The 12,310-nt window shown below is 69.5% G+C and carries 14 protein-coding genes; 8 read left to right on the forward strand and 6 right to left on the reverse strand.

Features of this window, described 5'->3' with window-relative positions; all coding sequences use genetic code 11:
* Positions 1–177 precede the first annotated feature (177 nt).
* The 3 genes from HDA44_RS26010 to HDA44_RS26020 all read left to right on the forward strand — a co-directional run bounded on the left by HDA44_RS26010 (position 178) and on the right by HDA44_RS26020 (position 1,796).
* Entirely contained in the window at positions 178–720 is a 543-nt protein-coding gene (locus HDA44_RS26010) for a peptidylprolyl isomerase (RefSeq protein ID WP_420488543.1), read from the forward strand.
* A gap of 64 nt (positions 721–784) precedes the next feature.
* Positions 785–1,528, forward strand: a complete 744-nt coding sequence (locus tag HDA44_RS38685; RefSeq protein WP_184838766.1) for a rhomboid family intramembrane serine protease — start codon at positions 785–787, stop codon at positions 1,526–1,528.
* A gap of 106 nt (positions 1,529–1,634) precedes the next feature.
* Complete coding sequence (locus tag HDA44_RS26020; protein ID WP_184838768.1) at positions 1,635–1,796, forward strand: hypothetical protein; 162 nt, start codon at positions 1,635–1,637, stop codon at positions 1,794–1,796.
* A gap of 27 nt (positions 1,797–1,823) precedes the next feature.
* Here the strand turns inward: HDA44_RS26020 and HDA44_RS26025 are convergent, their stop codons facing one another.
* Both HDA44_RS26025 and HDA44_RS26030 read right to left on the reverse strand, forming a co-directional pair.
* Positions 1,824–2,828, reverse strand: a complete 1,005-nt coding sequence (locus HDA44_RS26025) for an S-adenosylmethionine:tRNA ribosyltransferase-isomerase (protein ID WP_184838771.1) — start codon at positions 2,826–2,828, stop codon at positions 1,824–1,826.
* The gene (locus tag HDA44_RS26030; protein WP_184838773.1) at positions 2,825–3,544 is read right to left on the reverse strand and encodes an SDR family NAD(P)-dependent oxidoreductase; all 720 of its coding nucleotides are present in this window, start codon (positions 3,542–3,544) and stop codon (positions 2,825–2,827) included. The genes HDA44_RS26025 and HDA44_RS26030 overlap by 4 nt, the downstream gene beginning before the upstream one ends.
* A gap of 121 nt (positions 3,545–3,665) precedes the next feature.
* Between HDA44_RS26030 and HDA44_RS26035 the strand changes: the two genes are divergently transcribed.
* Positions 3,666–3,893, forward strand: coding sequence for a hypothetical protein (locus HDA44_RS26035; RefSeq protein WP_184838775.1), 228 nt, complete (start codon positions 3,666–3,668; stop codon positions 3,891–3,893).
* Positions 3,894–3,904: 11 nt separating this feature from the next.
* Here the strand turns inward: HDA44_RS26035 and HDA44_RS26040 are convergent, their stop codons facing one another.
* Positions 3,905–5,542 (reverse strand): FAD-binding oxidoreductase, encoded by a 1,638-nt coding sequence (locus HDA44_RS26040; protein ID WP_184838777.1) that lies wholly within the window; start codon positions 5,540–5,542, stop codon positions 3,905–3,907.
* A 118-nt stretch (positions 5,543–5,660) separates the two neighbouring features.
* Between HDA44_RS26040 and HDA44_RS26045 the strand changes: the two genes are divergently transcribed.
* The 3 genes from HDA44_RS26045 (at position 5,661) to HDA44_RS26055 (ending at position 8,843) form a co-directional block, all read left to right on the forward strand.
* Complete coding sequence (locus HDA44_RS26045; protein WP_184838779.1) at positions 5,661–6,302, forward strand: TetR/AcrR family transcriptional regulator; 642 nt, start codon at positions 5,661–5,663, stop codon at positions 6,300–6,302.
* Positions 6,299–7,822, forward strand: coding sequence for a glycerol-3-phosphate dehydrogenase/oxidase (locus HDA44_RS26050; RefSeq protein WP_184838781.1), 1,524 nt, complete (start codon positions 6,299–6,301; stop codon positions 7,820–7,822). The genes HDA44_RS26045 and HDA44_RS26050 overlap by 4 nt, the downstream gene beginning before the upstream one ends.
* Before the next feature lie 73 nt (positions 7,823–7,895).
* On the forward strand, positions 7,896–8,843 hold the full coding sequence (locus HDA44_RS26055; protein ID WP_238353345.1) for a DUF4328 domain-containing protein: 948 nt from the start codon (positions 7,896–7,898) through the stop codon (positions 8,841–8,843).
* Here HDA44_RS26055 and HDA44_RS26060 read toward each other — a convergent pair.
* Both HDA44_RS26060 and HDA44_RS26065 read right to left on the reverse strand, forming a co-directional pair.
* Positions 8,831–9,583, reverse strand: coding sequence for a protein phosphatase 2C domain-containing protein (locus HDA44_RS26060; protein WP_184838786.1), 753 nt, complete (start codon positions 9,581–9,583; stop codon positions 8,831–8,833). The two genes, HDA44_RS26055 and HDA44_RS26060, sit on opposite strands and share 13 nt — an antisense overlap.
* 24 nt (positions 9,584–9,607) lie before the next feature.
* Complete coding sequence (locus tag HDA44_RS26065; protein ID WP_184844261.1) at positions 9,608–10,471, reverse strand: NAD-dependent epimerase/dehydratase family protein; 864 nt, start codon at positions 10,469–10,471, stop codon at positions 9,608–9,610.
* Positions 10,472–10,694: 223 nt separating this feature from the next.
* Between HDA44_RS26065 and HDA44_RS26070 the strand changes: the two genes are divergently transcribed.
* Entirely contained in the window at positions 10,695–11,300 is a 606-nt protein-coding gene (locus HDA44_RS26070; RefSeq protein ID WP_184838788.1) for a pentapeptide repeat-containing protein, read from the forward strand.
* A 62-nt stretch (positions 11,301–11,362) separates the two neighbouring features.
* Here HDA44_RS26070 and HDA44_RS37560 read toward each other — a convergent pair whose 3' ends face one another.
* Positions 11,363–12,031 carry a VanZ family protein gene (locus HDA44_RS37560; RefSeq protein WP_184838790.1) on the reverse strand — a complete coding sequence of 223 codons (669 nt, stop codon included), beginning with the start codon at positions 12,029–12,031 and terminating at the stop codon, positions 11,363–11,365.
* Positions 12,032–12,310: the final 279 nt, after the last annotated feature.

Consider the following 12,310-nt stretch of genomic DNA (forward strand, 5'->3'; position numbering starts at 1 on the left):
ACTGCTCTGGACAAATCCGGCTGCATCTGCATCGTACGACGTCACGAGTCGATAACCCCGTGCCCCCACCGGACGGATCCCACACCTGCCCGCCGATGCCCGTCGATGCCACGGTTCTTGGAGCCGCATGACAGGATCGAGCATGTAAGCCGCATTTTCCGACTAGGAGTGACTCCCGTGGCCGAAGAGCTGTACGCGACCCTGCAGACGAACAAGGGTGACGTCGTCATCAAGTTGTTCCCCAACCAGGCGCCGAAGACGGTGGACAACTTCGTCGGCCTGGCCGAGGGCAGCAAGGAGTGGACCGACCCGGAGACCGGTCAGCCCACCACGAAGCCGTTCTACGACGGCCTGACCTTCCACCGGGTGATCGACGGCTTCATGATCCAGGGCGGCTGCCCGCTCGGCACCGGCACCGGCACGCCCGGGTACCAGTTCGACGACGAGATCCACCCGGAGCTCCAGTTCGACCGCCCGTACCTGCTCGCGATGGCGAACGCCGGGATCCAGTACGGTCACGGCACCAACGGCTCGCAGTTCTTCGTCACCGTCGTTCCGACCTCGCACCTGAACCGCAAGCACACCATCTTCGGCGAGGTCGCCGACGACGACTCGAAGAAGGTCGTGGACGCGATCGCGACCAGCAAGACCGCGCCCGGCGACCGGCCGCTCGAGCCGATCGTGATCAACAAGGTAGTCATCGAGCGCAAGAACGCCTGAGCTATCGGCGGGGCCGGGAGCCGGCCCCGCTCTTCCAGGCTCTTCAGGGGAGGAACGCACCGGCGTGACCGAGACCGTCTGCTACCGGCACCCGGATCGGCCCGCCGGGGTGCGCTGCCAGCGCTGCGACCGGCCGATCTGCCCGTCCTGCATGAACAGCGCCGCCGTCGGCTTCCAGTGCCCGAGCTGTTTCACCGAGGGCGTCCGCTCGGTGCCCCGGACCCGGACCTCGCTCGGCGGCATCCAGCGCGGCAACCAGTCGATCGTCACGTACGTGCTGCTGGCGCTGAACGTGCTGGTGTTCATCGCGGTCCGCACCGGCAGCCCACAGCTCGTGAACGATCTGGTGATGGTCCCGGTGCTGGCCGAGCACGAGCCGTGGCGGCTGCTCACGTCGGCGTTCACGCACCTGCAGATCTTCCACATCTTCTCGAACCTGTTCATGCTCTGGCAGCTCGGTCCGCCGCTGGAGCAGATGCTCGGCCGGCTGCGCTTCACGGTCCTCTACCTGCTGTCCGCGCTCGGCGGCAGCGTCGCGGTCTGGATCCTGTCCAGCCCGGGCGGCGCGACCCTCGGCGCGTCCGGCGCGGTGCTCGGCCTGGTCGGCGCGCTGCTGGTGATCCACCGTGCCCGCGGCCAGGACATCACCTGGATCATCATGTACGTCGGCGTCACCGCGTTCCTGTCCTTCGTGATCCCGAACGTGTCCTGGGAAGGCCACCTCGGCGGCTTCGTCGTCGGCGCGGCGATCGCCTGGATCTACCTCCAGCTGGCCAAGCACAACCGGCGCGACAAACAAAAGGCCTAGGCCACAATTCCGGCTCAGTTGGATAAAACCCGGTGACAACCCGGCGCGGGTACTCGTCTAATCAGGTGACGTCCCGACGGGGGACCGACTTGGTTAGGACATCCAGATGAGCCCACGCGCGGTGGACAAACGGGCCCGGCCCGGCAACGAACAGCATGCGATCCGGCCGCCGGCCCCGGAAACCCCGAGCGCGATCACCGTGCTCGCGGCCGCGGACCACCCGAGCAACCGGATCTCCCACCAGAAGCCACCCGCCAAGGCTTCCTGAACAGCCCGGGACCTGCGCGGGCGGTGGTCAGCGCAGCAGGAGACAGCTGTCGCCGAACTCGTGCCACAGGTAGTTCTCGTGCAGCGCGGCGTCGTACGCGCGTTGCACCAACTCCGTGCCGGCGACTGATTCGAGCAGGAGCAGGTGGGATGCCTCCGGTGCATGCCAGCCGGTGATCAGGCCGTCCACTACCCGCGGCGGGTTCTCCGGTCGGAGTACCAGGTCGGTCCAGCCATGTGATGGCGAGACGGAGCCGTCCGGTGCGACAGCTGACTCGATCGCGCGCACGGCGGTGGTGCCCACTGCGATCACCCTGCCGCCGTTGGCCTGCACCCAGTTCACCAACCGGGCAGTGTGTACGGGCACGTCGTACCGCTCGGGCTGTGGCGTCTCGTGGCTTTCCAGCGAAGACACGCCGCAATGCAAGGTGATCGGCGCGATCAGTACGCCCTGGGCCGCGAGCTGACTCACCAGTTCGAAGCTGAAAGGACGTGCGGCGCTAGGCATCTCCGCACTACCAGGTTCGCGGGCAAAGACGGTTTGGTACGACGCCAGCGGCCAGCGCTTGCCGACATAGTTGTACGTGATCGGACGGCCGTACCGCTGGAGGTAACCGAGTACGTCAGCCACCGGCGGCTTGGCGATCCACAAGCGGTTGCCAGGCGAGTACGGCGCCAACAGCGTCAGTACGCCCTCCGGCAATGGCACCTGGTCCCCAGCCGCACCGGCCAGCATCGGTGCGCCGCCTTCACGCAGTTCGACCACCCAGGTGCCGTCGTCAAGTGGTGCAGAGAAGTGCACTGTGTACGACGGTCCGTCAACCGCCGCGGCCAGCGTGCCGGAGGTGTTCACCAGCAACAGGTCACCAGCTCGCAAGTGATCACCCAGCCGGTCGAAGCGGGTGTGCGTGACGGTCGACCCCTCCGCGACCAGCAGCTTCACCTGGTCCCGTGACAAACCACGGGCCTCCGGCGGTTCACCGGCACTCAGTGCATCCGGCAGGACGAACCTCGTGTGTGGATGCACTTTCACGACGTCACCGCCGGCGCGAACTCGGCTGCTCGGTACCTACCACTCTCCGGGCGGTTGTCCAGCAACTGCAGGAACGCGGGTACGACCGTCGCGGGCTCCGGCCGATCGGAGATGTCCTCACCAGGGAACGCCGCCTGGTGCATCGCCGTCCGCAGATCACCTGGATCGACCGCGTACACAGCCAATGCGGGATGCTCAGCGGCCAGCACCCGAGTCGCGTGATCTAGCGCGGCCTTGGCGGAGCCGTAGCCGCCCCAGGTCTCGTACGCCTCAACTGCCGCGTCGGAGCTGATGTTGATCAGCACACCGGATGCCGCGGTCAGCGCGGGGAGCAGTGCTTGTGTCAGTGCGATCGGCGCGAGTACGTCGACCTCGTACACGCGACGTAGTTCGTCGAGGTCGGCGGTGCCGAGTGGCTGCAACGGGCTCGGGCCGAGGTAGCTGGCGTTGTTCACGATCAGGTCCAGCCGGCCGAGCCCGGCGATCGCGTCCACCAGGTCGGCGCGGTGATCCGGGTCGGTGATGTCACCGGCCAGCGGGACCACGTCGGTGCGGCCGGCCAGCGCGTCGGCGGCATCTTTCAGCGCCTCGGCGCCGCGAGCGTCGATCACCAGCGCCCAACCGCGATCGGCCAGCCCGTGCGCGAGCGCGAGACCGAGCCCGGCGGACGCACCGGTGACGAGAGCGACAGGACGGTCGGACGGTTCAGGAGTCATGCGGCCACCGTCGTACCTCAACTGAACTTGATGTCAAGGGTTGCCATCAGCATCGAATGGTCGAAGTCGTGACCCAGGCCGGTGCCTACGGTGATGAGCAGGACGAGCACAGGGAGCAGCCATGCCAGACGGAAGGCAAGAGAGCGGCGACGACGGCCAGACCAGATACGAGCAGAAGCAGTTCGAGGCCGGCTTGGGCGGCACCCGGAGCGACCCGAAGGGCACGCCGGTCGAGAGCGGCTGGCTGTCGGACCCGAAGAAGACCCTCGACGGCGATTCGCACGGTGCGAAGAAGCAGACCGGCAGCCGGACCAGGGACTCCGGCGGTCGGCGCGGCACCCAGCGGTAGCACTTCCCGGGTTACGGCTCCGGGAGCAGGATGCCTGGGTTGAGGACGTGGTTCGGGTCGAGGGTGGTTTTGACTGCCTGGAGGGCTTCGACGGCTAGTGGGCCGATTTCGGTGACGTAGGCGTCGCGGTGGTCGGTGCCGACGCCGTGGTGGTGCGAGATCGTGCCGCCGACGGTTGCGATCGCCTGGTTCGCGGCTGATTTCGCCGACCGCCATTGCGCGATCGGGTCGTCGGCCTGGGCGCAGATGACGGTGAAGTAGAGCGATGCGCCCGTCTCGTACACATGGGAGATGTGGCAGAGCACCAACGGTGGTGTCGCGCTCAGTGCGCCGACGATCGCCTCGGTGACGGCCGCCTTCAGCGCGGGGATGCGGGACCAGAACGCGGCGGTCTCGAGCGTCTCCACCAGCGCGCCTTCGTCCAGGAGCGGATCGCGCAGGTACGGGGCCCGGTACCGGCCGGTGCGCCACGTCTCGCCCGGACCTTCGCCCAGGTTCGTACCGCCGGCCGCGGTGAGTACGTCCGCGGTTGCCCGGTTGTACGGGCCGTCGAAGCCGATGATCGCGAGTACGCCGCCGGAACCGCCGCCGAGGACATCCGGGTCGGCGAGGTTCACCGCCGTCTCGACCTCGTCGGACAGCCGGAGCACGGTCGGCAACGGTCCGTCCTGCGCGAGCCGACGGACGGCGGTCAGTCCGGCGTCGAAGTTCTCGAACCGCCAGCCCTCGAAATGCCGCTCTGCCGGGCGCGGGCGAATCCGGACCCGTACCGAGGTGATGATCCCGAACGCGCCCTCCGACCCGAGCACCAGTTGCCGGAGGTCCGGCCCGGCCGCGGACATCGGCGCCCGCCCCAGCTCGACCGTGCCGCGCGGCGTGGCGAGCGTCAGCCCGACCACCATCTGGTCGAACCGCCCGTACCCCGCCGAGGACTGACCGCTCGAACGCGCGGCCGCGTAGCCGCCGATCGACGCGCCTTCGTAGGACTGCGGGAAGTGGCCGAGCGTGTACCCGTGCTCGGCCAGCAACGCCTCGGCGGCGGGGCCACGGACGCCGGCCTGGAGCGTCGCGGTACGCGAGATCTCGTCCAGCTCGACCAACTGGTCCAGCCGGCGCAGGTCCACGGTCACGAACCGCCGCGACGGCGCCAGCCCACCGACGACCGAGGTCCCGCCCGAGTACGGAACGAGGGCCAGCTCGTGCTCGGCGCAGCCGGCCAGCAGCGCGGCCACTTCGTCGTGGGAGGCCGGATAGACGACCGCGTCCGGCATCCCGGAGGCGTCACCGGCGCGGAACCTGAGCAGATCGGTCGTCGAGTAGCCGCGGGTGTGTGCCCATCGCGAGGACAGGTCGGACGCCACGTGCTCGGCGCCGACAACTGACGCGAGGAAACTGAGCTGCCCATCAGTCAACCTGTGCAGGTCCTCGGCACCCCGAGGCTCATTCCCAATCCGCGCCCCGCCCGAATCGGGGCCGGCCGAGCCACGACCGGCCGAATCGGGGCCGGCCGCGCCGGGAGGCGTCTGAGGGCGCTTGACGCCCAGGTGCTTGAGTGCGTCGATCGCCGCCGCCGGGAGGGCGACGGGGTGCGTTGGGTCGCCCCAGCGGCCCGGCGTGAGTTGCACCACCGGGAGGTCCGATTCGGTCATCTCTGCCTCCCGTTGACGGGGGTTGCGAGGTAGCGTCCGTGGGAGGTGGAACCCCCTGGCCTCCACCTCCCACGGACAGTTCCGGGATGCCGGAGTCGCTGATACACTCTGACATGTGATGTCTCAGCGTAACAGCACGACTCAGCCCGGCACCACCGGTGAGCCGGAGCCCGCCGCCACCCGCCCGGCCCCGGCCAACGCGATCGGCGAAGAACGCATCCTCGACGCGGCGTACGAGTTGCTGCTCGCGATCGGGATGCGCCGGATGACGATGGCCGATATCGCCCGGCACGCCGAGGTGTCCCGCGCCACCCTGTACCGGCGCTGGCCGAACGTGCAGGCGGTGGTGGCCGCGCTGATGACCCGGGAGTGGACGATCGCGCTGGTGTCGGCGTTCCAGCCGGACGCCGTTGACGGCCGGACTCGCTTGGTCGAGGGCGTGGTCGAGGTGGTCGCGAAGACCCGCGTGCACCCGCTGATGCGGAAGATCATCGAGCTCGACCCGGAGTTCCTCACGCCGTACCTGCTGGAGCGCCGCGGCAGCAGCACGGTCGCGCACCTGGCGCTGGTCGAGGAAGGCATCCGCCAAGGTCAGGCGGACGAGTCGATCCGGGCCGGCGACCCGGTCTGGCTGGCCCGGCAGATCATCCTGGTCTCGCTGGCGTCGGCCGTGTCCGGTCCGGTGATGGCGGAGAAGGACGAGTACACCAAGCTGGACGAGGAGCTGCGGATCATGCTCACCAGGTACCTGACGCCATGATGACCGTGGGCGACGCGAGCCTGAACGCGTCCCGCCGTGCCCGTGAGCTGGACTCACTGCGCGCGGTGGACGTGCTGGTGATCGGTGGCGGGGTCACCGGCGCCGGCGTCGCCCTGGACGCGGCCGCCCGCGGGCTGACCGTCGCCCTGGTGGAGAAGCACGATCTGGCCTTCGGGACCAGCCGGTGGAGTTCGAAGCTGGTGCACGGCGGCCTTCGGTACCTGGCTTCCGGGCACATTGGCATCGCGTACGAGAGTGCCGTCGAGCGCGGCATCCTGATGAAGACGACCGCGCCGCACCTCGTCCACCCGGTCCCGCAGATCGCACCGTGGTTGCCGCAGGCAAAGTTCGCGCAGGCCGCGCTGCTCCGGTCCGCGTTCCTCGGCGGGGACATCCTGCGTACGTTCGCGCGGACCAGTGAGGACTACCTCCCGCACTCCCGCCGGGTCAGCTCCGCGGAGATCCTCCGGTACGCGCCGACGCTGCGCCCGGAGGGGATGCGCGGCGGCTTCCTGACCTGGGACGGGCAGTTGTACGACGACGCGCGCCTGGTCGTGGCGATCGCCCGGACCGCGGCGCAGTACGGGGGCCGCGTCCTGACCCAGGTCGCGGCCACCGACGTCACCGGGCGCGGCGCGGTCCTGATTGACCAGCTGACCGGTGAGCGGCGTGACGTCGACGCGCGGATGGTGATCAACGCGACCGGGATCTGGGCCGATCAAGTTGCCGCCGGCATCAAACTCCGGCCGAGCCGTGGTACCCATCTGGTGCTGCCGCAGTCGGTGTTCGGCGGGCTGTCCGCAGTCCTCACCGTGCCCGTACCGGGCGTGCTGCGCCGGGTGGTGATGGCGATCCCGGCGCCGGACGACCGGGTGTACGTCGGACTCACCGACGAGGACGCGCCCGGCCCGGTCAGCGACGTACCCCGGGCGACCGACGCGGAGATCGACTTTCTGCTGAACACGATCAGCGCGGCGGTGCAGCAGCCGATCACCCGGGCGGACCTGCTCGGCACGTATGCCGGGCTGCGGCCGCTGCTCGACACGGGTCACCACAACGGGACCGCGGACATTTCCCGGCGGCACGCGGTGCTCACCAGTCCGGACGGGGTGGTGACGATCGTCGGCGGGAAGCTCACGACGTACCGGCGGATGGCCGCGGATGCGCTCGACACGGCGCTCGACCAATCGTCGGTGGAGGCGCGGCGGCCGTGCGAGACGCATCGGATTCCGCTCGTCGGCGCGGCGGACCGGGTTCGGCTGGCCGCGGTCCGGGCGCCGGCGCGGTTCGTGCAGCGGTACGGCATGGAGGCGCCACGGGTGATCGCCGGGCCGCCGGAGCTGCAGGAGCCGATCGCGCCCGGGCTGCGGACGACGTACGCCGAGCTGCGCTTCGCGATCCGGCACGAAGGCGCGCTGACCGAGGACGACGTACTCGATCGGCGGACCCGGATCGGCCTGTCGGCCGCGGACCGCGAGCTCGCGCTGCCGGCCGTCCGCGAGGCGTTCGCGGCGGTCTGAACCGGTTGTGGATAACCGGAACCACCCGGGCCCCCGTTCGGGTTAGGTTTGGCGGCGGGGAGGTGGAAAGGTGATGCAGCCTTATCCGGTGCCGCACCAGCCGGGGCCGTACCAGCCGCCGCCGGTGATTCCGCGGTACCGGCCGCTGAAGCCGGTGGCCATCGTCAGCATCGTGCTGATCGGGCTGACCGCGGTCGCGGCGGTGGTCCAGTCGGTGCTGATGTGGCGTTCGTACGACGAGGTGAAGCGGCTCATCTACGGCCTCCTCACCGAGGACGAGATCAACAGCAACGTCGAGACGATCGCCGGCGTCGGCCCGTTCCTGAACCTGGTCAGCTACCTGCTGATCGGGACCGGGATCGCCTTCATGATCTGGCTGTGGCAGGCCCGGGAGAACACCGACTTCCTGTACTCACCGTTCGCGCCGCGGCCGGCCGTACCCGCCGATCCGGTCCGGGGCCCGCACCGGCGCGCGGCCGGGTGGATCGTCGGGTCGTGGTTCTGCCCGATCGTCCAGTTCTGGTATCCGCTGCAGATCGTCCAGGACATCGCCGCCGCGAGCGAGCCGCCGGAGCAGCCCGGAGCGGGCCGCTCCGGGCGGATGCGGATGCTGCTGACCGGTTGGTGGGCGACCTGGACGGGCTTCTGGGTGATCGTGGTCGGCGGCGGTTCGTTCGCGGCGATCAGTTTCATCGTGTGGTTCATCCGGCTGGTGCAGGTCGCGGACAACAGCGACCCGGACAGTCCCTATGCCGACATTTACGACATGCAGGACTTCATGGTGCGGGTCGCGCTGGCCGTCGACATCGGGTTCACGGTCGCGGCCGTGCTGCTGATCGTGGCCGGCGTGGCGGCCGCGTTCATGATGCTCCGGATCACCGACTGGCAGCACCTCCGGGCGACCACGCCGCCGCCGGCGCAGTGGCCGACGCGCCCGCCGGAGCCACCGCGGTACGCGCCTCGATTCCAGCCGCCGCAGGCTCAGCCGCCCGGGCCTGGGTTCCCGTCCTACGGGCCTTGAAGGAAGACCACGCTCGCGTCGTCGTACCGCTTCCCCTTCGCGGTCGAGAGCGCGTCATACTCGCGTACGCGCTCGACCAACCGGCGCGGGCCTTCGGTGCCGAGTACGTCGAGAAGCTCGTCCCAGCCGTGCCCGTACCGTTCGCTGAACCGCGAAGCGCCGTCCGTGAGCAGCGCGATCGCGTCGACGGCGGCACGGTCGGTGTCGCCGGTCACCGCCTCGTACGCCGCCTTGGGCTCGGTGCTCGCGACCCAGAATCCACCCGGCTGATTCCGCAACCGGCGTACGGCGGCCAGCGTCCGTTCCGGCAACTGGTCGATCCGGTCGTCACTGTGTACGGTCACCTGTCCGGCCGGCGAGCGTACGACGATCGGCGAATCGGCCAGGACCAGGTGCTCGACGTGATCCGGATGCAGCCGCACCATCGCGACCGTTGACGACGGGCTGTCCGGATTGCCGACATCACAGCTGTCCGCGTGACCGGCCCGGACCGTGGCGATCACCTCGGCGAGGATCTCGGGCGGCGAAGCGGACGAGCGGGTGAGCAACGGTCGCGCGAGCTCCTCGGCCAGCCGCATCACCAGCCAGGCGACCGAGTGCAGGCAGCCAGACTCGACTCCGGCCGGAGCGGTGGCACCGTCGAGTACGACGGCGAAGTCCGGCCCGGTCAGGACCAGGTCCTCGTTCACCGCCGGCGGTCGCCGATCCGGCGCGGCCTCACTGATCGAACGGATCTCCACCGGGCCCAGGCTAGGGGACACGCCCTAGACGGACTCCGACCAGCTGTCGGCGAGGGACTGGTCCAGGGCGACTTTCGGGGACCAGCCGAGAGTTTCGCCGATCAGGGTGATGTCGGCCTGCTGCCAGGCCGCGCCGAGAGCGGTCTGGTCGTCGTCGACGATCCGGGCCGGCTGACCGCTCCGCTCGAACAGCTGACCGGCGACGTCCCGGGCCAGCGTCGCCCGGCCGGTGCCGACGTTCAGCACCGGTGGCAGCTTGCCGTCCGCGAGCGCGACCGCGAGTACCGCCTCGGCCACGTCCCGGACGTCGACGAAGTCCCGCCAGACATCCAGCGACCCGACTTCGATCAGCTGCCGCGACCGCAGGTCCCGGATCACCCGGCCGGTCAGCGTACTCTCCGGCGCGCCCGGCCCGATCACGTCGAAGATCCGCAGCACGACCGCGTCCCAGCCGGCCCGTTGCGCCCGCAGCACGAGTTCCGAACCGGCCAGCTTGGTGATCCCGTACGGTCCGAGCGGCCGCGGCGGAGTCTGCTCGTCGAGACTGGTCCCGTGCTGCCCGGCGCCGTACTCGGCCGCCGACCCGAGCTGGACGAACCGGGCGTGCCCGGCGTTGTCCCGCACCGAGTTGAGCAGCGCCGCGACCGCGATCACGTTCGCTCCGACCAGGTCGGCCGGCTCACCGAGGGTGGCGCCGACCGCGTTGACGATCACGGTCGGCTTGTACATCCCGATCTGGGTGTCCAGCGCGTACGGGTGCATCGAGGTCAGGTCGCACCGCCGGAACGGCTCGCTCCGCGTCCGGCTCAGGCCGCGGTACTCGATCCCACGATCAGCGAGCAGCGCGCAGATCCGGGCACCGAGAAACCCACCCGCCCCGAACACCATCACCCGCTGAGAGGGTGTTCGAGGACTCTGTGCCGTAGCGCCGAGGTGCCGTGCCGAGTGCCCCGCAGTAGGTACAGAGTCCTCGAACACCCTCTTGGTTCCGGTCACTCCTCCATCGTGCGGTGCCTATTTGTCGGTGGGCCTACCGTTCGCCGTCACAACTGTCTCGGTGATGTGTCGGCGCCGGGTGGCAGGGTGGGTGCACACCGAGCGAGGGAGTGCCATGGCTGACCGAGGGCGTACGGCCGCGCCGACCGAGTCGACAATCCGGGACTGGGACGAGGCGGACCCGTCCGGGCAGACGTACCGGCGGGTGTTGTTCGTCGACGCCGACCTGACCGAGGTGCAGAACCGTGGCGGGGTGTTCGAGGAGTGCACGTTCCGCGGGGTCAAGTTCAACGCGTCCACGCATACCGACGCCGCGTTCGTGAACTGCACGTTCGTCCGGTGCTCGCTGTTCGACACCACCTTCACCCGATGCAAACTGGTCGGCAGCTACTTCGACGACTGCAGCTTCAACCTGCTCAAGGTGACCGGCGGCGACTGGTCCTTCACCGCGCTCCCGCGGGCGAACCTGAAAGGCACCGAGTTCAGCGGGGTGAAGTTCCGCGAGGCGGATCTGACCGGCATCCGCGCCGCGAACGCCGGGCTCCGCGACCTCGACCTGTCCGGCGCGACGCTGCAGCGGGCCGATTTCACCGGCGCCGACCTGCGCGGCTCCGACCTGTCCACGCTCGATCCGCTGACCGTGACACTGCGGGACGCGCGGATCGACGTTACCCAGGCGATGATTGTCGCGGCCGCGCTAGGGCTCGACGTCAGACCGTGAGCTGTGGATATCCCCAGGTAGTTACGCGGTCGTCCACGGGCCTATCCACAGGCTGTGGATAACTATCCGGATAACTGTGTATTCGTTCTGTGATATCTCACGGCGGCGTTACGACGGTTCGGCGCCACCGAAGTACCACGCCGGTGCCGGGCGGGGCGTCGCCTCGAGCGTACGACGAGCAGCGCCGCGTGCTCGACCGCGTACGGCGCCGTGACCAGCCGGCGCCCGCGTACGCCGACCAGCAGGCCGTGCGCGATCGTCTGCAGCCCGGCCGCGAGGCCGACCCCGCAGAAGGCGCCGAGCGAGTTCGTCATCACGTCGTGCAGCTGGCAGGTCCGCCCGAGCGACGGGATCAGCGCCTGGATCGCCTCGATCGACGCTGACAGCCCGATCCCGGCCGCGACCGCCTCGGCCCGGCGGCTGCCGGCCAGCGTCAGCATCCCGGTGAACGGGACGAAGAGCAGCACGTTGAGCGGCGCCTGGATCGAGGTCAGCCCGCCGGAGCCGGCCATCCGCGCCCCGCACTGACCGACCACACCCAGGTGCAGGCCGGTCGGGCTGAGCGTCGCCGCGAGGACGAGGACGAAGGTCGCCGGCAGGCAGAACGCGGCCAGCCGGGGGATCAGGTCGCCCGGCCGGCGCAACGACGAGATGGCGATCGGCAGCGTCATGCCGGTGAGCACGAGCCAGCTGTCCAGTAGGTGTGGGATACCGCGATAAGTCTCGAGCACGCGTCCGGACCCTCCCGTGGTCGACGGCTGCCTCGAACCCTTCTCGACTTCCAGAACGACAATCTGCCGACCGCTCCCACCGCCGCCAGGCCTGTCCGGACATCTGCACGCAGCCGCAAGCCTCCCGTTACAGTCTGTGACACTCCGTGCACAAATTGACACGGAAGGAAGGTGCTCAGGGCAACGATCATGTGCCTTCCGGATCAGCGGCCGATCAACCGATCGGTGGAGCCGGATCCGGCCGGGCGGTCGATGTGCCGGACCGGGCTCCGGCGGCAC

Source organism: Kribbella solani (assembly GCF_014205295.1).
Lineage (GTDB): Bacteria > Actinomycetota > Actinomycetes > Propionibacteriales > Kribbellaceae > Kribbella > Kribbella solani.